21 protein-coding genes are annotated in these 21229 nt (G+C 43.3%); 11 read left to right on the forward strand and 10 right to left on the reverse strand.

Going from position 1 to position 21229, the window contains the following annotated elements; translation table 11 throughout:
- Positions 1-126: 126 nt before the first annotated feature.
- Positions 127-1305 carry an MFS transporter gene (locus WFH18_RS12875; RefSeq protein WP_318270495.1) on the reverse strand — a complete coding sequence of 393 codons (1179 nt, stop codon included), beginning with the start codon at positions 1303-1305 and terminating at the stop codon, positions 127-129.
- A gap of 345 nt (positions 1306-1650) precedes the next feature.
- Between WFH18_RS12875 and WFH18_RS12880 the strand changes: the two genes are divergently transcribed.
- Positions 1651-2352 (forward strand): DsbC family protein, encoded by a 702-nt coding sequence (locus WFH18_RS12880; RefSeq protein WP_005252979.1) that lies wholly within the window; start codon positions 1651-1653, stop codon positions 2350-2352.
- A 100-nt stretch (positions 2353-2452) separates the two neighbouring features.
- On the opposite strand, the gene WFH18_RS12885 is transcribed toward WFH18_RS12880, so the two are convergent.
- The 3 genes from WFH18_RS12885 to guaD form a co-directional block, all read right to left on the reverse strand.
- Positions 2453-2710, reverse strand: coding sequence for a GlsB/YeaQ/YmgE family stress response membrane protein (locus WFH18_RS12885; RefSeq protein WP_004281926.1), 258 nt, complete (start codon positions 2708-2710; stop codon positions 2453-2455).
- A 172-nt stretch (positions 2711-2882) separates the two neighbouring features.
- Positions 2883-3410, reverse strand: a complete 528-nt coding sequence (hpt, locus tag WFH18_RS12890; RefSeq protein WP_004728991.1) for a hypoxanthine phosphoribosyltransferase — start codon at positions 3408-3410, stop codon at positions 2883-2885.
- 224 nt (positions 3411-3634) lie between these two features.
- Positions 3635-4963: a guanine deaminase gene (guaD, locus tag WFH18_RS12895; protein WP_336754992.1), complete on the reverse strand. Its 1329-nt coding sequence runs from the start codon at positions 4961-4963 to the stop codon at positions 3635-3637.
- Positions 4964-5061: 98 nt separating this feature from the next.
- On the opposite strand from guaD, the gene WFH18_RS12900 reads away from it, so the two are divergent.
- Positions 5062-5634 (forward strand): nucleotidyltransferase family protein, encoded by a 573-nt coding sequence (locus WFH18_RS12900; protein WP_005094863.1) that lies wholly within the window; start codon positions 5062-5064, stop codon positions 5632-5634.
- 39 nt (positions 5635-5673) lie between these two features.
- Here WFH18_RS12900 and WFH18_RS12905 read toward each other — a convergent pair whose 3' ends face one another.
- Positions 5674-6639, reverse strand: a complete 966-nt coding sequence (locus WFH18_RS12905; protein WP_336754996.1) for a TerC family protein — start codon at positions 6637-6639, stop codon at positions 5674-5676.
- Positions 6640-6970: 331 nt separating this feature from the next.
- Positions 6971-8164: a sugar transporter gene (locus WFH18_RS12910; protein WP_026056557.1), complete on the reverse strand. Its 1194-nt coding sequence runs from the start codon at positions 8162-8164 to the stop codon at positions 6971-6973.
- A 155-nt stretch (positions 8165-8319) separates the two neighbouring features.
- Here WFH18_RS12910 and WFH18_RS12915 point away from each other — a divergent pair, with 155 nt between their 5' ends.
- Together WFH18_RS12915 and WFH18_RS12920 are read left to right on the forward strand one after the other, a co-directional pair.
- Complete coding sequence (locus WFH18_RS12915; protein ID WP_004729002.1) at positions 8320-8598, forward strand: GNAT family N-acetyltransferase; 279 nt, start codon at positions 8320-8322, stop codon at positions 8596-8598.
- Positions 8599-8629: 31 nt separating this feature from the next.
- Positions 8630-8920, forward strand: coding sequence for a GNAT family N-acetyltransferase (locus WFH18_RS12920; RefSeq protein WP_026056558.1), 291 nt, complete (start codon positions 8630-8632; stop codon positions 8918-8920).
- On the opposite strand, the gene WFH18_RS12925 is transcribed toward WFH18_RS12920, so the two are convergent.
- Positions 8913-9260, reverse strand: coding sequence for a hypothetical protein (locus tag WFH18_RS12925; protein ID WP_005245563.1), 348 nt, complete (start codon positions 9258-9260; stop codon positions 8913-8915). The two genes, WFH18_RS12920 and WFH18_RS12925, sit on opposite strands and share 8 nt — an antisense overlap.
- 196 nt (positions 9261-9456) lie before the next feature.
- Between WFH18_RS12925 and WFH18_RS12930 the strand changes: the two genes are divergently transcribed.
- Complete coding sequence (locus WFH18_RS12930) at positions 9457-9930, forward strand: BLUF domain-containing protein (RefSeq protein WP_004729009.1); 474 nt, start codon at positions 9457-9459, stop codon at positions 9928-9930.
- 62 nt (positions 9931-9992) lie between these two features.
- On the opposite strand, the gene WFH18_RS12935 is transcribed toward WFH18_RS12930, so the two are convergent.
- The gene (locus WFH18_RS12935; protein WP_004729011.1) at positions 9993-11075 is read right to left on the reverse strand and encodes a zinc-dependent alcohol dehydrogenase family protein; all 1083 of its coding nucleotides are present in this window, start codon (positions 11073-11075) and stop codon (positions 9993-9995) included.
- 358 nt (positions 11076-11433) lie between these two features.
- On the reverse strand, positions 11434-12798 hold the full coding sequence (gene mpl / locus WFH18_RS12940) for a UDP-N-acetylmuramate:L-alanyl-gamma-D-glutamyl-meso-diaminopimelate ligase (RefSeq protein WP_005252988.1): 1365 nt from the start codon (positions 12796-12798) through the stop codon (positions 11434-11436).
- Positions 12799-13040: 242 nt separating this feature from the next.
- Between mpl and WFH18_RS12945 the strand changes: the two genes are divergently transcribed.
- From WFH18_RS12945 to WFH18_RS12960, 4 genes are all read left to right on the forward strand, one after another.
- Entirely contained in the window at positions 13041-13382 is a 342-nt protein-coding gene (locus WFH18_RS12945; RefSeq protein WP_005252989.1) for a DMT family protein, read from the forward strand.
- A gap of 198 nt (positions 13383-13580) precedes the next feature.
- Positions 13581-14093, forward strand: a complete 513-nt coding sequence (gene purE, locus WFH18_RS12950; RefSeq protein WP_004647147.1) for a 5-(carboxyamino)imidazole ribonucleotide mutase — start codon at positions 13581-13583, stop codon at positions 14091-14093.
- A 15-nt stretch (positions 14094-14108) separates the two neighbouring features.
- Positions 14109-15230, forward strand: a complete 1122-nt coding sequence (locus tag WFH18_RS12955) for a 5-(carboxyamino)imidazole ribonucleotide synthase (protein ID WP_004281903.1) — start codon at positions 14109-14111, stop codon at positions 15228-15230.
- Positions 15231-15911: 681 nt separating this feature from the next.
- Positions 15912-17204, forward strand: a complete 1293-nt coding sequence (locus WFH18_RS12960) for a lytic murein transglycosylase (RefSeq protein ID WP_004281900.1) — start codon at positions 15912-15914, stop codon at positions 17202-17204.
- A 111-nt stretch (positions 17205-17315) separates the two neighbouring features.
- On the opposite strand, the gene WFH18_RS12965 is transcribed toward WFH18_RS12960, so the two are convergent.
- On the reverse strand, positions 17316-18443 hold the full coding sequence (locus WFH18_RS12965; protein ID WP_004281899.1) for an anhydro-N-acetylmuramic acid kinase: 1128 nt from the start codon (positions 18441-18443) through the stop codon (positions 17316-17318).
- Between the two features lie 80 nt (positions 18444-18523).
- On the opposite strand from WFH18_RS12965, the gene tyrS reads away from it, so the two are divergent.
- Positions 18524-19738, forward strand: a complete 1215-nt coding sequence (gene tyrS, locus WFH18_RS12970) for a tyrosine--tRNA ligase (RefSeq protein ID WP_005252995.1) — start codon at positions 18524-18526, stop codon at positions 19736-19738.
- 539 nt (positions 19739-20277) lie between these two features.
- Positions 20278-20571 carry a hypothetical protein gene (locus tag WFH18_RS12975; protein WP_004281895.1) on the forward strand — a complete coding sequence of 98 codons (294 nt, stop codon included), beginning with the start codon at positions 20278-20280 and terminating at the stop codon, positions 20569-20571.
- The last annotated feature ends 658 nt before the right edge of the window (positions 20572-21229 follow it).

The raw sequence follows: 21229 nt of genomic DNA on the forward strand, positions 1-21229 counted from the left end.
TGAAGGGTGCAATCTAAATTTTCAGATAAAGTCATAAAAAAAATGAGCGTATTGGCATACACTCATTTTTACTACATTTTTCTAATGTCTGCTTAACTGACTGGCATTACTCAATTGAGGGCTTTTTTAGACTGGTAGACGGGATTTTTGATAAGCCCACCATAGTGCAAAACACAGTAAACTAATCGCGATACAAAAGCTGATTACAGCGAAATCCAGCCCCCAGTGATCGGCCAGATAACCCACAGCAATAATAGGGACAATAGTGCCCAGATAGGCAATAAACAGATAGGTCGACATGACGGCTGCACGGTTGTTTAAGCTGGTCATTTGATGAATCAGGGCAAAAGCACCCATTAAGGCAAAACCATGGCCGATTCCAAAGAAAATATCACTGATAAAAAATAGCAGGCTGATTTTCGAATACATACATAGCGCCAAAATCATCAGGCTCAAGCACATCATCATCAGACCGATATTCAGACATTTAGAGGCTGCGACGGCTTTGGCCATAAACTGCACGATCACTGAAACCACTAAGATACTGGTAATGGCCAGTCCGCTGACCAGAGGGCTATGCCAAGGTAAAATATTTCGGACAAAGGACGGCGACAGAGAAGCAAACAGGCTAAAGGCGGCAAAGGCACTAAAAGCCGTCACTGCAATAATCATAAACACCCGATGAAACTGGGCTTCAGGTCGTTGCAGTTTAGGCGCCATGCTAAAGGGCTGCACCTCAAACTTGGGTGCTTTAATCCAGAACAGGCCAATCAGACACAATACGGCACCCAGAATAATCGGCAAATATGGCATCACCAAAGGCGCAGCGGAAAACTGCGCAATCACGCCACCGACCAAAGGTCCCAAACCAAAACCCATTGCAGTAATGATTGAAATCAGTTGCGGTGCAGTGTGCTTATGGCTTTCCGGGATGGTATGCATTAAACCCATCATGGCAGAAGTGGTCATCAAGCCCGAGGCAATCCCAATAATAAAACGGCCAATCGAGAGGATCAGTGCATTCTGGGCAAAAACGGAAATGATCAGACCCAGCGTGATCAGGGCCAGACCAATTTGCAGGGTCCGTAAAAATCCGATGCTGTTACTGGTTCTGCCCAAAAACAACAAGGTCGAGAGACAGCCAAACATATAGGCGACAAAAATGTAGGTGATCTGGCTGGGAAGCAAATGCCAGAGCTGTTGATAAATCGGATAAAGCGGACTGGCCAAAGCAGTACCAATCGTTCCCATCATTAAAGCCAGGCTGACCATCAAGAACGGTCGCCAGCTGGTCGTTATTGTCATGAAAATGCCGTTATAGTGTTGATCCTTGGCCAATCCATGTCAGGGCGTAGCGAGGAAAATAGAAAGTGTCTGCAGTTTAGAATGGATACAGAAAATCGGTCAAGGTTGAATTAGTAAGATGTTTATCATTTAAAATATTTTAATTATATAAAACAATTATTTAATATGAATAATGATGTGGTTTTAGATATATTGGAGTTAAGTATAACTTTATATATTGTGTTCCACGTGAAACATGATGAGCTTATTTAACTGGGTATAAACAGTAACATAAATGTTTGAGAAATTTAAAAGCAGAGCGATTAGAATCGAAGCATATTCTTATCCAATTCATGTAGAACATTCATGTTAAAAAAAACACTGATCATTAGTTTAAGTACATTCATTTCAAGCTTTGCATTTGCCAATATTGATACGGTACAAGCTAATTTGGCAAAAAACAGTCCCAATTTAAAAATTGAAAATATTCAAACCACGGAGATGAAAGGCATCTATAGCGGTTCCATGCAGGGCCAAGTGGTTTATCTAAATGAAGATGCCAAACATCTGATTGCCGGCCCGATGCTGCGGATTCAGGATCAACATAATCTGACCCGCGATTTAATGCTAAAACAAAATAGTATCGACTGGAAAAAATTACCGCTTCAGGATGCTGTGAAAAGTGTAAGAGGTACGGGTAAACGTCAGATTGCCATCTTTTCTGACCCAAATTGCCCGTATTGTAAAAAGCTTGAGCTAGAGCTGAAAAAATTGAATGACTTGACCATTTATACCTTTATTCTTCCTTTAAAACCCCAGTCGGTGGCTCCTTCAAAACAGGTGTATTGCGAGTCTAATCCAGCTCAGGCATGGGAAAATCTGATTGCTCAAGGGATTCAACCTAAATCGAAAAAAAGTTGCGCCAATCCGATTGAACGGAATAAAAAACTGGCTCAGTCTATGGGCGTGAATGGGACACCTGCGATTATTTTTTCCAATGGTTTTAAAGTGATGGGTGCCTATCCGGCAGAGCAGATTGAGCAGATCTTTAAAGAATTCAATTTATAAAAAAATTAAATAAAGCTATCAGTCGCTCAATATAAAAAAGCACCTTTCCGGTGCTTTTTTATTCAGGTCGTCAAATCAACCTCAGAAACATCTGAATGGTTTAGACTGTACGGCGTTTGGTGACCATATTATAAATAAACAGAATAATCACAGCACCAATCACGGAAGCAATCAGACCTGCTGCGGAATCTGCCGAATACAGACCGAGCATACGGCCACCAAAAGTCGCCAATAAGGAGCCGGCAATACCCAGTAAGGTAGTCATAATAAAACCTGCCTTATCATTACCAGGATGAATGGCACGTGCAATCAGACCTGCTACAAAACCAATGACGATCGCCACAATAATTGTCCACATATGCATACTCCTTCTTGTCATGTCTTTGTTTTCACATCTGTTTAATCATCTTGAAATAAAGTCAGGATTATAAAAAGTTGAATCCTGAAACGAGATGTTATTTTTTGTTCCCGGTTTCCTGTCCATTTTAGGCATAAAAAAAGTGGCTTATGCCACTTTTTTCAACCTGATTTTAAAGACCGATTTCACCAATAAATGGCAGGTGACGGTACTTCTGGTCATAGTCTAGGCCATAACCCACAATAAATTTATCTTCAACTTCAAAGCCCATAAATTCGACTTTCAGATCGATTTCACGACGCGATGGTTTACTTACCAAAGTACACAGTTGAATCGAGTTAGGTTCACGGGTTTGCAGGATTTCGAGTACCTTGCTTAAAGTGTTGCCTGAATCAATAATATCTTCAACGACCAACACATCTTTACCACGGATTTCACCGTCTAAATCTTTCAGGATTTTTACATCACGTGACGATAACGTGCCACCGCCATAACTGGACACAGTCATGAAATCCAGTTCATGCGGTTTTGAAATCACACGACATAAATCAGCCATAAAAATCACTGAACCACGTAATAAACCGATGAGCACAAGTTCTTTGTCACTATTGGCATAGTGTGCATTGATTTGAGCACCAAGCTCTTTGACTTTAGCTTGAATTTCTTCAGCGGAAATCATTACGCTCATTTGAACGGTCATGGGTAGATACCTAAAAAGTAAAAATAGCAAAATAAAAAAGGTGTTGACCTGCAACACCTGAATACGTCGCAATTTTAATACATCCCTAGCAGAGATGCACCTGTTTTGCTGGCTGTAAATGTAATCATTTTTTAGCCGCTGTTGAATCGCGTTTCAATAAAAAAACACAGCCCAGTGCCATGGCAGACAGGATCAAGTATTGGCGACGGCGGGATTTTTTTGTTTTATTCACTGGCTGCTGCTTTGACATAAACGGCTGCTCCATAGACATAGGTGGCTGCAATATTACGGTCATCGCCAAGCATGGTCAGTGCAAAAAATGCATCTTCAATATTTTTGGCTCTGCTCTGGCGTAACTGCTGTAAGGCAGTGGTATTGAGATCCAGCACCACAAAGTCGGCTTCCTTGCCAATATTAAAGTTCCCCAGGCGATCATCCAGACTCAAGGCTTTGGCACCGCCTAAAGTGGCATGATACAAGGCCTCAAAGGCAGAGAGTTTTTCGCCCTGCAACTGCTGCACCTTATAGGCTTCATTTAGGGTTTGCAGCTGATTAAATGATGTCCCTGCTCCAATGTCTGTGCCTAAGCCGACTTTGACCCCTTTGTCCCAGGTCTTTTTCAGGGGAAATAAGCCACTGCCCAGGAACAGGTTTGAGGTCGGACAGAAGGCAATGGCGGAGTCGGTCTGATGCATACAATCCCACTCTTCATCTTCTAGATGCACGCAATGTGCGAAGACGGATTTGCTGCCGGTTAAACCATAATGATGATAAACATCCAGATAACCTTCACGTTCAGGAAAGAGTTCTTTTACCCAGGCAATTTCATTCTTATTCTCACTTAAATGGGTATGCACATACACATCCGGATATTCGGCTTTGAGCTGCCCGGCTTTTTGTAATTGTTCAGGTGTTGAAGTTGGTGCAAAGCGTGGGGTAATCGCATACAGGTTCCGTCCCTGTCCGTGCCATTTTTCAATCAGCGCTTTAGAATCTGTATAAGCTGTTTCTGCTGTATCTGTTAGTGCTTCCGGAGCATGACGATCCATCAGGACTTTACCCGCGATCAGACGCATATTGCGCATGGTTGCCGCATTAAATAAAGCATCTACGGATTCAGGATGAACGGTACAAAAGACCAGTGCAGTGGTGGTGCCATTTTTAAGCAATTCCTGCACGAAAAATTCGGCAATTTTTTCGCTGTACGATGCATCTTGAAACTGGATTTCAGTGGGGAATGTATAGGTATTTAACCATTCCAGCAGCTGTTCACCATAAGCCCCGACCATTTCCGTTTGCGGGAAATGAATATGGGTGTCGATAAAACCGGGAACAATCAGTTGATCTGGATAGTGCTGTAATTCAGCGTTGGTAGGAAGTCGTGACTGCCCTTCTTGCCAAGGACCAAACCACTGGATTTTACCTTCGTGAATGATGACTATACCATCTTCTACATATCGCACTTGGTCGTGTATATCACGTGCTTGGGCAACTGTATTCTGAATGTCGAGGAAGCGACCACGGATCGCTGTCGTTGCAATTACAGAAGACATTTTAAACCTACGCTTTTAATTTTTTCGATTGATTGTAGCTGAAAAAATTGCCATGTTTGTATGAACATTCATATTTAAATAGCGATCCAGATTCTTCTATGACCCCATCCAATTATTATGATCAATTTCAACAGATCGTGTGTGCGCAGCCCACATTAATGCGCATCTTGCATCAGTTAGCACAATTACACTCTGACGCTTATGTCGCAGCGGGTGTGTTACGTCATGTGATCTGGGCGCATTTACATGGATGGGAATATGAAATAAATCATACTGAGGTCGATGTGATTTTCTATGATGAAAATGAGCAGGCTCGCGTTATAGAACAGCAACTTGCAGATCGGTTAAAAGAGTATTTTCCAGATATCCGTTGGGATGTGACCAATCAAGCCTTTGTACATGAGTGGTATCGTACCGATCAAAATGAAAATATTGAGCCTTTAACTTCAATTGATCATGCGCTGTCATTATGGCCAGAAACTGTCACGGCCTTGGCACTGCGCCTAAAAGATGATGAATTGGAGTTGATTGCTCCTTTCGGTTTAGCAGATTTATTTGAGTTAAAGCTGCGTTGGAATCCGAATTTAGTCAGTTATGCCGTGTTTGAACAACGCATGCTGAGCAAACAGTTTTTGCAAAAATGGCCCAAATTATCCCTGATAGAACAATAAAAAAAGCCTGCTGATGCAGGCTTTTTTGATGATTACTTTTTACAGGGTGGTTTCGTTATGCCTCTTACTATGACGAATCGACAAGATCGCGGTCACAGTGAGGACAATCACAATAAAGCTCAAAGAAATCCAGATCGGCATATGGAACACATCCAGCATCAGCATTTTAAAGCCGATAAAGACCAGAATGATCCCGAGACCATAAGGCAGATAATGCATTTTTGAGGCTGCGCCCGAGAGCAGGAAGAACATCGCGCGTAGGCCTAAAATCGCCATCAGGTTTGCGGTAAGGACAATAAAGGGATCGGTGGTGACGGCAAAAATAGCTGGAATAGAATCGACGGCAAAGATCACATCAGAGGCTTCAACCAGGATCAGGACCAAGAACAACGGCGTTGCCCAGAGCAAACCATTCTGACGGACAAAGAATTTGTCGCCCTGAAGTTGCGGGGTAATACGCATATGTTTACGTAGCCATTTCAGAATCGCCATATCTTCAATATTGCTGTCTTCTTCATGCTGACCACGAAGGAATTTGAAGCCGGTATACACCAGGAACGCACCGAAGATATACAGAATCCAAGAGAATTCCTGTACAAACCAGGCGCCAATAAAAATAAAGATGGTTCTGAGTACAATCGCACCCAGTACGCCATATAACAGCAGCTTGCGTTGCAATGCGGGTGGAATGGCGAAGGCCGCGAAGATCATCAGCCAGACAAAGACGTTATCAATCGCTAGGGATTTTTCCAGCAGATAACCGGCAAAGTATTCCATAACCTTGGCATTAGCAATTGCCGTGCCTGCGGTCTGCTCCAGATACAGCCATAAGCCGCCACCAAATAAAGTCGCGACACTGACCCAGGCAATACTCCAGTAGGCAGCAGTTCGGACTTTAACTTCCTGACCATGCTGATGCTTAAAGCCGACAAAATCGATTATCAGCATGACTGCGACAATCGCGAAAAAGACGAGATACAGCCAGAGTGTACCAATGGTTTCCATGTGAATTCTCCACATCGGACAACTAGCCATAAAAAAACCTTGACCAGTTGCCAGATGAAAAACATCTATAACAACATGATCAAGGTCTTGCCTACATCTTACTGTTCCACTTTTTTATATAAAGTGTGACTTCAAGATGCTCAGATACCGACTTTTTGCAAAGTGTAATGACGATATTCTGACACGTTTAAAAATTGAAATTTCATTCTTAAACGCTTGGAGGAGGCTACTCCCCTTGTTCAAACTAAATTTTATTTGAGCGGTAGCTCAATGTGCAGCAAGCATGACAGATTTTTGCTAAGACTACAATTTCATTTACAAAAATCATGCTTCAAGGCGCTTTCTTACCTAAGAAATCCGGACGCTGAATCAGGTATAAGCTGATCAGAAAACCCAAGCTGGCCAGGATTGCTCCTACCCAGCCAATACTATGTAATCCGATATGTGCCGTTACCAGACCGCCGAGTAAGGCACCGCCACCAATCCCGACATTGTACAGACCTGAAAAAATTGCCATGGCGACATCGGTTGCATCAGAAGCCAGATTTAAGGTCTTGGCTTGTAGAGCCAGACTAAACCCAATAATGCTGATGCCCCAGATTAACGCCAAGCTATTAAGCTGAAATACACCCTGAGACAGTGGCAGCAATAACAGTAGCGAGATCCCTAGCCCGAGTGTAAATAGCGGAATGGTGAGTCGGGGGAAATGCGGTGCAAAACGGCCAAATACATAAGAGCCGATCAGGCCCGCACCACCATAAATCAGCAATAAGCTGGTGGTCTGCGCAGAGCTGAATTGCGCAATATTCAGCGTAAAGGGTTCAATATAACTATAGGCGGTAAATTGCGCACTAATCACAAGCACGGTAAGCGCAAAGACCAGCATCAGGCTGGGACGTTTCAGCAAGCTCTTTAAACTGCTGAGTGAACCTGAATTGACACTTGGTAATAAAGGTAAGGTTTTGGCCAGCAGTACGCAGACTACGCTCGCCACAACTACGATCAAGGCAAAACTATTGCGCCAGCCATAGGCCTCCCCGACCATCCGGCCAAAGGGAATTCCCAGAACCATCGCCATGGCGGTACCGGTAGCCAATAAGCCCAGTGCCTGAAACTCTTTGCCCTTTGGCGCAACCCGCACAGCAAGCGACGCCGTAATTGACCAGAACAGCGCATGCGCCACGGCAATACCAATCCGGCTCAGCACCAGAATGCTAAAGCTCCAGGCAAAATAGGACAGCACATGACTGAAAATAAACACCGCAAATAAAATCATCAGCAGAAAGCGCCGTTCAATATTTTTGGTCAGTAACATCATTGGCAAAGACAGCAGCGCCACGACCCAAGCATAAATTGTCAGCATCCACCCGACTTGGGTCGGTGACATGGCAAAACTGGTACCAATATCACTTAATAGCGCCACCGGGATAAATTCGGTGGTATTGAAAATAAAGGCAGCAGAGGCTAAAGCAATCACACAAACCCATTGACGCGTCACCGAAGAGGTGGAAGAAGAGCTGGACATAAACATCTGATAAAAGGAACCGGCTGGCAGTTTAAACCTGTTGAGCAAAATGCGGTATTGGCCAGAAGGACAGATTCACAATCCTTTAAAAGAAATCTAACAATAGAGCAGGGAAAAATATGTCAGTCTGGTTTAAAAACAAGGAGAGGATCGGCATGTTGATCGAGCATCAGCAACAGGACACTGGAGGTTTATGGTTCGTAGAGCCAAATGAAAAACGTCTGGCAGAAATGAGTTATTCAAGAGTAAATGAAGATCAATTAGTGATTGAACACACCTGGGTCGATGACAGTCTACGCGGCCAGCACGTCGGATATTATCTGGTCGAGGCCGCTGTGAATTTTGCCCGTGAACACGGCATCAGGATTATTCCAAAATGCCCTTTTGCCAAATCCGTGTTCGAGCGAGAGCCTCACTTTAATGATGTTTTATAATTTAAAAATGACAACAAAGGTTCAGATTCGTATGGAAATCAAATATCAAGATTCAAAACGCGGTGGTGTATTTTTTATGGAAGATCAAGGACGCCGCCTGGCGGAGATCACTTATCAATGGCGGGGCGATGCCGTTATAATTGCCGATCATACCTGGGTTGATGATTCCTTGCGTGGCCACGGTATTGCCCGAAAAATGCTGGATGCACTGGTCGATTTTGCCCGTGAGAAAAGTTTAACCATCATCCCGCAATGTTCCTATGTGGATGTCATGTTTAAACGTGACCGAAGTCTGGCCGATGTCGCAGCAACGGCTATTTAACTACCCAAGGGGATTTCCCGAAAGATAAATGCAGTTTTTCTTTCAAGGCAGGAATCAATATAACCTGTAACAGGGTATATAAACCGAAACCTGCCATCACGCCGGTCATCGCCCAGAAAATTTCTTCAAACTGTTGCAGCATCACTAAAATTGCCATGATCAGCAGGTAACTGGCATGAAAATAAATACGATGCCCAACAAATTTCAAGATCGTCCAGCTAATAAAAATTGAACTGATCAGCAGATTGGTTTGAGCGCTGAATTGCCAATTATTTAAAGTGATCATCAGGATAAAGCACACACATAACAAGGCGAGGGTTAAAATCAGATCTTTTAACATCAAGTGATCCTCATGTTCATGGTAGGTGTATGAAAATATTCGTTTAATCATTCAGGCACTATTGTTAAAAGTTTAATCCAGAAATGCAAACTGAAAACCATGTAAGCAAAAACGGATATTTGATTAAAAAATAGTCGACTTAATTTAAAATTATTGATTAAATTGTGTTTTTAATTCTTCCTTTTAGTGAGATGGCATGATCCTACAGCTTTGCTATGCCAGTGAACGCATAGAATCTGAACAAGAGTTGTTACAAGATTTGAGCGATATTTTGGCCACTGCCCGGAAGTTCAATCTTCAGCAGCAGATTCATGGGGTGTTGTATTATTCCCATGGCAAGTTTTTCCAGTGCCTTGAAGGTCAGCCTGAAGTAGTGGAAAGTTTATTTCAGAGCATTTGTCAGGATCCCCGCCATCACAATGTCCTACGTTTTGCAGATGCAATAGTAGAGCAGTCCCATTTCTCGGAATGGTCAATGAAATATGTGCATAAACACAGTGAAATTTCTTCTTTATTTTCACGTTTAGGTTTGAAGCAATTTGATCCGCATGCCTTACAGCAGTCAGGAATTGCCGAATTCCTCAAAGTACTGTATCGCCTGGAAGAAAATCAGGCCAGTCTGGCATCGCCAAAAGGCTATAAGCAGCGTGGTTATGTCCCCTATTTCTGATCTGAGGGGTAAATGCTGAAAATAAAAAAGTCCGCATAGCGGACTTTTTTGTCTGATGTGGATTAGCTCATGTCAATCATGACTTTTAAGGCCTTTTCATCGGAGGCATGTTTAAACACATCATAGGCTTTTTCAAAATCGGCAAATTTAAAATGATGGGTCGCCAGTTTTTCTAGGGGCAATTTGCCGGAACAGCAGGTTTTCAGCAACATCCCTGTGGTATTGGCATTCACCAGGCCGGTGGTGATGGTCAGGTTTTTAATCCAGAGTTTGTTCAGTTCAAAACTCACCGGTTTACCATGTACGCCGACGTTGGCAATATGCCCGCCCTCCTTCACGACATGCTGGCAAATATTCCAGGTAGGCTCCACCCCCACTGCTTCAATGGCACAGTCGACCCCGCGTCCATCGGTAATCTCTAGAATCTTTTGAATGGCATCTTCTTTGGCAGAGTTGATGATATGCGTCGCGCCGACAGTCTTGGCAAATTCCAGCCGATTATCATCCATATCCACCATAATAATATTGGCGGGTGAATAAAACTGTGCGGTGAGCAGACAACTCATGCCGATTGGCCCTGCCCCGACAATCGCGACATTGTCGCCTGGTTTGACATCGCCATATTGCACCCCAATTTCATGTGAAGTTGGCAGGATATCTGAGAGGAATACGGCCACATCTTGATTCAGGCCATCGGGTAAATGATAGAGTGAGGTATCGGCAAAGGGCGTGCGTACATATTCGGCATGGGTGCCATCAATCATATAACCCATGATCCAGCCGCCTTCATTGCGACAATGGGCATAGAGCTGTTTCTGGCAGTTTTCACAGGTTCCGCAGCGGCTGACACAGGAAATAATCACCCGGTCGCCCTTTTTAAAGTTTTGCACGGCGGAACCAACTTCTTCCACAATGCCAATACCTTCGTGACCTAAAATACGTCCCTTAAAGCTGCCCTCTTTACGCGTAGCCTCCTGCTCAATTTCCGGGTTTTTACCTTTCCAGATACCCAAGTCGGTACCGCAGATGGTAACTTTTTCCAGTTTAATGATGGCATCGCTGGGATGCAAAATGGTGGGAACTGGGCGGTCTTCAAAGCGGATATTATTTGCGCCGTAATAGACCATCGCTTTCATCGTTGTCATGACACATCTCCTAATGGAATGAGGAATGAGAATGACCTGACTCAGCGAGAATAATGAACGCCTCGATTGCTTTTATATAGTGACAGCGATGGGCTGATTTATGATCTGGCTTTCAGGCCTATAGATACCTGTGTTCTTCTCGATTGTGCCTTGAGTGATATGGCGCTGCAATGAGTCTTGTGTACAGATTGCAACAAAAGATCATCAGGGAGGGTTCAGAGATAAATCTGCTATTTGGGTCAATATTTAAATCATAGGATTGCAGGATCAGAACAACGGTTCACTTTTTCTCAATCAACGTTTTAATATGCTAAAAAAAGCCCGCTAGGCGGGCTTATTCACTTCACTTAAATCTATTTTATGCTTGTAAAACAGTGATTAGCTTCTGATGCAAACCGCCAAAACCGCCATTCGACATAATTACTACGGCATCGCCCTCGCCTGCTTCTGCCACCACAGTCTGAATGATGTCATCCAGTGTGCGTGCAACTTTGGCCTTGTTTGGCGCAGCCTCAATGACCGGTTGCAGATCCCAATCCAGTCCTTCCGGTTGATACCAGATCACTTCATCGGCCAGACGTGCAGAATGAGCCAAGCCATCTTTATGGCTGCCCATGCGCATGGTATTGGAGCGCGGTTCAATAATTGCCCAGAGTTTGCGTTCACCCAGACGTTTGCGCGCGCCTTCTAAGGTCGTATCAATCGCTGTCGGATGGTGCGCGAAATCATCATACACCTCGATACCACGGACTGTGCCTAACAGTTCCATACGGCGTTTCACACCACCAAAATTGGACAGCGCTTCACAGGCGGTTTCAATCGATACACCGACATGTTCAGCGGCTGCAATCGTCGCAAGTGCATTCGCCACCGAATGCTGCCCGGTCATATTCCACTGTACTTCGCCTTTGACTACGCCCTGTTGCAGGACTTTGAAATGTGAACCATCTGCTGACAATTGTTCTGCATACAGTTCAGATTTTTCGTTGGCATCCAGACTGGTGCGCACTACAGGCGTCCAGCAGCCCTGCTCCAGCACTTCATCAATATTGCTCTCAGTAATCGGCGCGATAATCCGGCCTTCACTTGGAATGGTACGGACTAAATGATGGAACTGCTTTTGAATTGCGGCTAGATCATCAAAGATATCGGCATGGTCAAATTCCAGGTTATTTAAAATTGCTGTTTTTGGATGGTAATGTACAAACTTGGACCGCTTGTCGAAGAAAGCAGAATCGTATTCATCGGCTTCGACACAGAAGTATTTCCCGCCACCGAGACGCGCACTTTCTGAAAAGCCTAAAGGCACACCACCAATCAGGAAGCCCGGCTCCAGACCGGCTTGATCCAGTACCCAAGCCAGCATGGTTGTTGTTGTGGTCTTGCCATGAGTTCCGGCGACACCCAGCACATGCTTGCCTTGTAACACATGGTCAGCCAAAAACTGCGGACCTGAAATATAAGGCAGACCTGCATTCAGCATATATTCGACTGCATCAATACCACGCTTCATGGCATTACCGACAATGACCAGATCCGGATGCGGCTGCAAATGGCTGCGGTCATAACCCTGCATTAAAGTGATGCCCGCATTTTCAAGTTGGGTCGACATGGGTGGATACACATTCAGGTCTGAACCTGTTACCTGGTGGCCCAGATCGCGTGCAAGTAGCGCTAACGAGCCCATAAAGGTGCCACAAATACCCAAAATATGCAGATGCATCTACTTCACTCCGTTCCTGTCTGACCCATCACTTTATATTGGTGCTGTTGTCATGATTTATTCAATTTGCAAGCAACGATAGCAAGGCTTTAGCTGAAAAGATAGTGAAAATTCTGGCCTTGTTGCGGGATTTTTTAAATCCTGTTTCACGGATAAATTCAAAGAAAATTTCAAAGTGACGCAATGTCTTTTCGCCTAATAAACCGTAAAATAAGTTCGACCTTTTTGCAGAGTGCATGCAGATGCTGCCGGCTTTATTTCTTCTGGTAATTGCCAACTGTTTTATGACCCTGGCCTGGTATGGGCATTTAAAGTTTTTGCCACATGATGCACCGCTCTGGCAAGCGATTTTATTCAGCTGGGCCATTGCCCTGTTTGAATATAGCCTGATGATTCCGGCGACCAAATTACTGGCGCAGCAAGGAATGGCAGTCGGTCAAATGAAAATTACCCAGGAAGTCGTGACTTTACTGGTCTTTGTTCCTTTTATGATTTTCATGTTTAAGCAGCCTTTTAAACTGGATTATCTCTGGGCTGCTTTATGTCTGTGTGGATGTGTCTATTTTGTATTCCGCAGTTCCTAAATAGTTGTAACTGCGGCTACTCCCTTATTTTTATTCCAGTTTTTGAAAATTCGATAAAAAAACAAGAAAAATCGAGCCTTGCTTTGACCGTTAAATTTTATGAAGCTGAATTTTCAGTCTATAATACGCACTCCTATTCAAGCTTGGCTCTCTCGTCGAGATTTATCTTTTCTCACTTTAATCTCTGGAAAATTTGCAATGAATGCGGCTGCTGCACAAGATACTCCTCTCGTAGGTATTATCATGGGTTCTCAATCAGATTGGGCAACTCTCGAACACACTGCCAATATGCTCAAGCAGCTTGGTGTCCCATTTGAAGCCGAAGTTGTTTCTGCACACCGTACCCCAGACCGCCTGTTTGAATATGCCGAGCAAGCGCGTGATCGTGGTATTCAGGTAATTATTGCCGGTGCAGGTGGCGCAGCGCATTTACCGGGGATGTGTGCGGCGAAAACTGATCTTCCAGTTTTGGGTGTACCGGTGAAATCTTCGATTTTAAACGGTGTTGATTCATTGCTGTCTATTGTGCAAATGCCAGCAGGTATTGCAGTCGGTACCTTGGCGATTGGTCCTGCCGGTGCCACCAATGCTGCCATTATGGCCGCGCAAATTCTGGGTTTGACCCGTCCAGAAATCGCAAAAAATGTTGCAGATTTCCGTGCAGCGCAAACAGATAAAGTGGCAAGCAACAATATTCCAGGCCAGGCTTAAGTCGAGACACAGATTATGGATAAAACCATCGGTATTTTTGGTGGCGGTCAGCTGGGTCGTATGATGGCGCAAGCGGCACTTCCATTAAATATTCAATGTACATTTTTTGAAGCCAGCACAGACTGCCCTTCTGCTGCTTTGGGTCCGGTGATTTCGAGCCAAGCTGAAAATGGTCTGCAAGACTTTATTAACAGTGCAGATGTATTTAGCCTTGAGTTTGAAAATACGCCACTTGCAGATGTTGATGTACTGACGCAAAGCAAGCAACTGCATCCGCCGCGTCAGGCTTTGGCGATTGCCCAGCATCGTCTGTCTGAAAAAGCCTTGTTTGATGAACTGGCTATTCCGGTTGCACCGTACAAAGCGGTCACTTCACTGGAAAGCTTACAGGCTGCTGTAGCTGAACTGGGCTTGCCGATCGTACTGAAAACTTCGCGTGGCGGTTATGATGGCAAAGGTCAATTTGTTTTACGTTCGGCCGATCAGATGGATCAGGCCTGGGCAGAATTGGGCCCTGCGGGTGAACTGATTGCTGAAAGTTTCGTGACTTTCTCGCGTGAAGTTTCAATCATTGCAGTACGCGGCCAAGATGGTGATGTAAAAACCTGGCCATTGGCGGAAAATCATCATCATGACGGCATTCTGTCGCACTCGATTGTGCCAGCACCGGACAGTACTGACTTGCAGCCGGTAGCACAAGAATACATCACTCGCCTGCTGAATCATCTGAACTATGTCGGTGTGCTGACCCTTGAGCTGTTTGTGACAGACAATGGCCTATATGCCAACGAGATGGCACCACGTGTGCATAACTCGGGTCACTGGTCGATTGAAGGTGCAGTATGTTCGCAGTTTGAAAACCATGTGCGTGCCGTGGCAGGTTTACCTTTAGGTTCAACTGAAGTGATCCGCCCAACTGTCTTGGTGAACATCATTGGTCAGCATCCGAAATCTGCAGATGTACTTGCTCTGGAAGGTGCACATTTGCATCTTTACAATAAGTCAGAGCGCGAAGGCCGCAAGATTGGTCACATTACCCTGATGCCAAATGACAGCGCGCAATTGTCTGTACTTTGCCGCCAACTGGCGAAAATTTTACCGAATCCATTGGCATTGAGCGAAGATATGACCATCTAGGCTTTAACTTGCTGATAAAAAAAGCGATCACTTCGGTGATCGCTTTTTTATTTGTCTGCTTTCAGGCATGATTGCGCCTCTTCAAAAATACCTGCCATTGGTCGGATCAGTTTTTAAATCAATTGCTTATAAACTGATCAATTGAGTATAAATATAACAATCCAATAAAACCTTTTTTACAGCTGAATTTTGCCATATTCACTTGTAGATAAGCTTGAAATCAAAGTTTGAATTTAAAACTGGAAAGCAGTTTTGAATTTAAATTCATAAAAATAAATTCAAATTTAAATCGCACTTTGAATTTAAACTTGCGCTTTTAAATTCAAAAAATATGAATTCAAATTTAAAACTGGATAAATGAATTCAAAGTTTTTGAATTTAAAAATATTAGCCCATTATTCAAATGAATTTAAAACAAAAACGAGTGTAATTAGAGCATGTTGATGATCGTGACTCGCTTTTCCTGAAACAAGTTATCCCCAGTAATTTTTTAAATTCAAAAATCCTGCTGATTTGAATTTAAAACAAGCTTGTGGATAACTCGTGTTTAAATTTAAAGATTACAAAATGAATTTAAAAGTGTAGGAATTATGAATTTAAATTTACGCATTGGCGCTTTAATTTTCATCATGAGCTGCTAAGGTAGAAGCATAATTCAAAATCTAAATATTCAAGGGTCTTATGCAACGGCTTGCACTTTTTATTGGTTCTGTGGTCTTGGCTGCTTCACAGGCACAGGCTGAACTTATTATTAATGGTCAACGTGTCACGCCGACTGATTTGACCTCTAGTTCAAATATCCCGAATTATGCCTCCCAAAATAATTTTCAAAACTGTCTCGCTAATTTGCGCAGTCAAGCTGTTGCTAGAGGTGTAAGCGGCAGTACCTATGATCGTTATACCCAGAACTTAAACCCGGATTATTCAGTGATTGAACGCCTGAATTACCAGCCTGAATTTTCTACCCCGATTTGGGATTATCTATCTGGTTTGGTGGATGAAGAACGGGTTCAGCTCGGCCGGCAAAAACTACAGCAACATCGTGAGGTGCTCAATCGTGTTGCTGCTACCTATGGTGTACCTGCAGAAACGGTAGTTGCGGTATGGGGTGTCGAAAGTAATTTTGGTGATATTTCGGGGAAATATCCTTTATTACAGGCTTTAGGAACTTTGAGCTGTGAAGGTCGTCGCCAGAGTTATTTTCGTGGTGAGTTTTTTACCACAATGAAACTGTTACAGCGTGGCGATGTGCGTGAAGAACAATTAAAGGGTTCCTGGGCAGGCGCATTTGGTCATACCCAGTTTATGCCATCGACTTATGATGAACTTGCAGTTGATTTTGATGGTGATGGCCGACGTGATCTGGTTTCGAGCATTCCTGATGCACTGGCATCGACCGCCAACTTTTTAAGCAAGCGTGGCTGGCAGAGCGGGCAACCTTGGGGCTTTGAAGTCAAGATTCCGCAAGGCATGTCGGTTTCCGGTGAAGGCCGAAGAAATAAAAAATCCTTGAGTAGCTGGATCAATCAAGGGGTGGTTCGTGCCGATGGTTCGGCATTGGTTCAAGGAAATTTATCGCAATCTTCTCAGGCCGGATTGCTTACACCTGCAGGCCCGAGTGGTCCAGTATTTTTGGTCTTTAAAAACTTTGATGCCATTTATAGCTATAACGCGGCAGAAAGTTATGCCTTGGCGATTGCGCATTTATCCGATCGCCTGCAAGGTAAAGGCTCATTTATGACCACATGGCCTACTGATGATCCGGGAACTTCGCGTGCAGAACGTCGTGAGATCCAGCAATTTCTGTTAAACCGTGGCTATGATATTGGTGCGGTGGATGGTCTGATTGGAGATAAAACCCGTCAAGCGATTCGTCAGGAACAGCAGCGTTTGGGCTTGAGTCCAACAGGTCGTGCTGGTCAGCAGATTTTGCGGGCCTTTAGAAATGAAAATGCCAAACGCATGATGCAATAAAGAATATTGAAAACGAAAAAAGGTCTGCATTCATGCAGACCTTTTTTGATGACTGTTTTTGAGTAGTTATGTAGCTATAGAGTCATGCAAGATAATAGTAATTCGCTGAATTTAAACAGCAGTAATGGTGCCAAGGACGCGATAGCCAGCGGCACCAGTGACTGCAGGCAGGTTACCATTCAGTTGATTCATAAAACGCATGGCCAGCCAGGCAAAGGCAGTAGCTTCCACCCAGGTGGGACTGAGGCCCAGATCGGCGGTAGTCTGTACGCTCCATTCATGTTTGCGCAGGCGCCAGCGCAACTGCTCCAGTAAATGTGAGTTATAGGCACCGCCACCGCAAACAAAAACCTGTCCGGTATCCATGCCAGAGCGGTAAATTGCTTTTTTAATGGCACGGGTAGTGAGCTTTAATAAAGTCGCCTGTACATTTTCTGGAGTATCTTCCAGTTCATCGTATTGCAGGTCATTGCGCCAGTCAGCAATCTGTTCATCCAGCCATTCCAGGTTGAAATCTTCACGACCGGTACTTTTCGGAGGTTCTTTGGAGAAGAATGCGTGTGACTGCAAGCGATCAAGCAAACTGCGAATCGGGGTGCCATAGGCTGCCCAGTTGCCATTTTCATCAAAAGGCTGACCGGTATAACGGGAACACCAAGCATCCATCAAGATATTGGCCGGTCCGGTATCAAAACCATAAACCTCTTCAGGCTTCCCGGCAGGCAGCAGGCTGACATTGGCAATGCCACCCAGATTTAAAATTACCCGGTGAATGCTGTCATGCTGGAAAATATCCTGATGAAATGCTGGAACTAAAGGTGCTCCCTGACCACCTGCCGCCAGATCACGACGACGGAAATCTGAAATCACCGGAATCTGAGTAATTTCAGTAATGATGTTCGGGTCACCAATTTGTAGGGTAAAACCATGTTCAGGACGATGCCGGATGGTCTGGCCATGCGAGCCAATCGCCTTGATTCTGGATTTATCCAGGTTATTTTTTTCAATCAGCGCATTAATACCATGACCAATCATTTGTGCCAGTGCAACATCAGCCTTGCCCATACGGTCAATTTCATTGTCATCTGGCAAGGTCAGTGCCATCAGCTCATCCCGAAGGTCGGGATCAAATGCCAAAGTGAGTGTGGCATGAAGCTGGAGTGGATCAAAAGAAGCAGCAACAATATCGACACCATCCATGCTCGTGCCGGTCATTACCCCAATATAGATCGCTGTCATGGTTATTCTTAAGCCTGCAATATGCTGAAAAAGTGTTAGTATATCGCACAAATTGAGTAACTGATGTATTGGATTTTGTGATGTCAAATTTCCTGCCGGCTGAAGAACAACTTGCCCTCATTCAACGAGGCACCCACGAAATTATTTCTGAAGAAGACCTTCTCAAGAAATTAAAACAGAATCGCCCATTAAAAATTAAAGCGGGTTTTGATCCGACTGCGCCTGATTTGCACTTGGGCCACACGGTTCTCATTAATAAGTTAAAAGTATTCCAAGATTTGGGTCATGAAGTGTTGTTTCTGATCGGTGACTATACTGCGATGATCGGTGACCCAACTGGTAAGAGCGCAACACGTCCACCATTGTCACGTGAACAGGTTTTAGAGAACGCTAAAACATATCAAGAACAAGTATTTAAAATTCTTGATCCCGACAAAACCAAAGTGGTGTTTAACTCGGAATGGTTTGCGCAAAAAACTGCGGCTGATTTAATTCAATTGGCATCACAGCAAACGGTTGCGCGTATGTTGGAGCGTGATGATTTCACCAAACGTTATAACAACCAGCAGCCGATCGCGATTCATGAATTTTTGTACCCATTGGTACAAGGCTATGACTCTGTTGCGCTGGAAGCAGACGTAGAACTGGGTGGTACAGATCAGACCTTTAACCTGTTGATGGGTCGTACCTTACAAGGTCGTTATAATCAAGAAGCACAAGTATGTATCACAGTGCCAATTCTTGAAGGTTTAGATGGCGTCAACAAGATGTCTAAGTCTTTAGGTAACTATATTGGTGTATTTGATGCACCGGGCGCGATGTACCAAAAAGTGCTCTCAATGCCGGATGCATTGATTGAGCGTTATTTTGATCTGCTGAGCTTCAAAACCATTGAAGAAATTCAACAGTTATTAAAAGAAGTGGCTGAAGGCCGTAATCCACAAGAAGTCAAAAAGATTCTTGCGCTGGAGCTGGTCGAGCGTTTCCATGGTGCAGAAGCGGCTGCCAATGCCCACAAAGGCGCGGGTAATATCATTACTGAAGGTGAATTACCCGAAGGTACGCCAGAAGTGACCATTTCACGTGGCGAGTTTGGTGGTGAAATCTTTATTACCTCGATTTTACGTGAGGCAGGCTTAACCAAAAATGCAGCCCAAGCCAAGGATGCATTAGGCCGTGGCGCAGTAAAAGTGGATTGGCAGACTGTAGATACGACGTATTCTGTGAAAGAGAACGTGACTTTGATTGTTCAGGCCAGCAAAAAAGCAATTGCTAAAGTCACTTTTGTTGACTAAAGAGCGGATAAGTTATTGAAATAAAAGCAGGCTTCGGTCTGCTTTTTTTATTGATGTTCTATATTTAAAAATCAAATAAGTAAAGTCAAAAAAAACCCTATGAAAACAATAGTTAATTTTTCCCAAATCACTTGCTTTTCATCTTTATTATGTATAGGATTTATTCATCTAGAGAATTCGTTTAGAGCATCTAGAGGGTAGTAAAAATAATAGTACTCCACAACTGAGAAAGTCTCTTTTCCAAGAGGCTCTTTTTAAAAGCTTTAAAGCGAATAACTATAATAATGACATAATGGATCGGGTAAAGATTCAATTCTAAGGAGGAGATTTTGGGAGAGATCTCTTCCTTTTTTCTTTATTATTGCGTAATCAAGATATAAATCTGCATGCCTGCTTTTCTCGTTGAGCCATCAAACTTAAAATTAACCAGTAAATTGAACTTAGGTGAATGACCCTAAGAATGAGTTCATTTCAATTGACTCCAAAATGACTCGAAAAGAAAAGTGCAAAACATAAAAAATTAAGGCAGAGGTGATTGAATGTATCGCTTTCCAACAGAAAATATTTTTGATGAACAAATCGATTGCATATTACGGTTCTTATTTGAATACCAGCCGGTCGAACAAAAACAGCAACTCTATGGATCTGTCTATACTTTATTTATGCAGCTTGATCTGGCCGCGCATTACTTTCTATTTTCCCTGATTGAAGAGCAGTTACCGCGACGCGCGAAATTATTCTTTATTGCCGAGGATTATCAGGGTAAGAAAGACATGACTGTAGAGGTCATGCAACATTGGCGTGGACAGCAACAGCAGGAAAAAGTCGCTTAATGCAAAATAACAGACTTTATCTTCTATATATAAGTGATCTACGCATGGTCTTGGGATTCGAAAAACTAAAAATGAATACTTCTTCTATATAGCAGCCTAAAAATAGGCTTTTATAAAAGCCTTGTACGTAAAAAATAACTCATCAATTGAGGAGTCTAGGATTTAGATCAGTTTATTGGACGAGATAGAATAATTTTGGTTTTCTTTTGATGAGCTAATTTAAATAAAAGATAAGATTTGAATGTCAAAAGGCTAAAAATACTGTTTTAAATATTATTGTGATAGTTTTTAGGTCTAAATGAATTTTCAGTTATAAAAATAAAATGACGTGTTTAGTGGGTTTATTGCATAAAAACGCTTAAAAATTAGATAAAAAAGCGATTTTTCAGTAATTTTTGTAGAAAAAAAAGACATACGTGAAAAATATAGTGAATTGGGGGTTGCAATGATTCTGAAATCCTCTAGAATGCACCCATACCGACGAGATAGACGGAAACGAACGAAGCAGAATGGCGGAGTTGTTGAGTTTATCGAAGTCCAGCTTCTGGCACTGACGAGGTGTTAGAAAGATCATTAAGAGATTATGAAGAACAACTTGTGTGGATTTTTACTGGTTGATCGATCGAAATTATTTTCATTGATTGATGGTAGAAATTAC

The organism is Acinetobacter sp. USHLN143 (genome assembly GCF_037145695.1).
In the GTDB taxonomy this organism is placed as follows: Bacteria; Pseudomonadota; Gammaproteobacteria; order Pseudomonadales; family Moraxellaceae; genus Acinetobacter; species Acinetobacter fasciculus.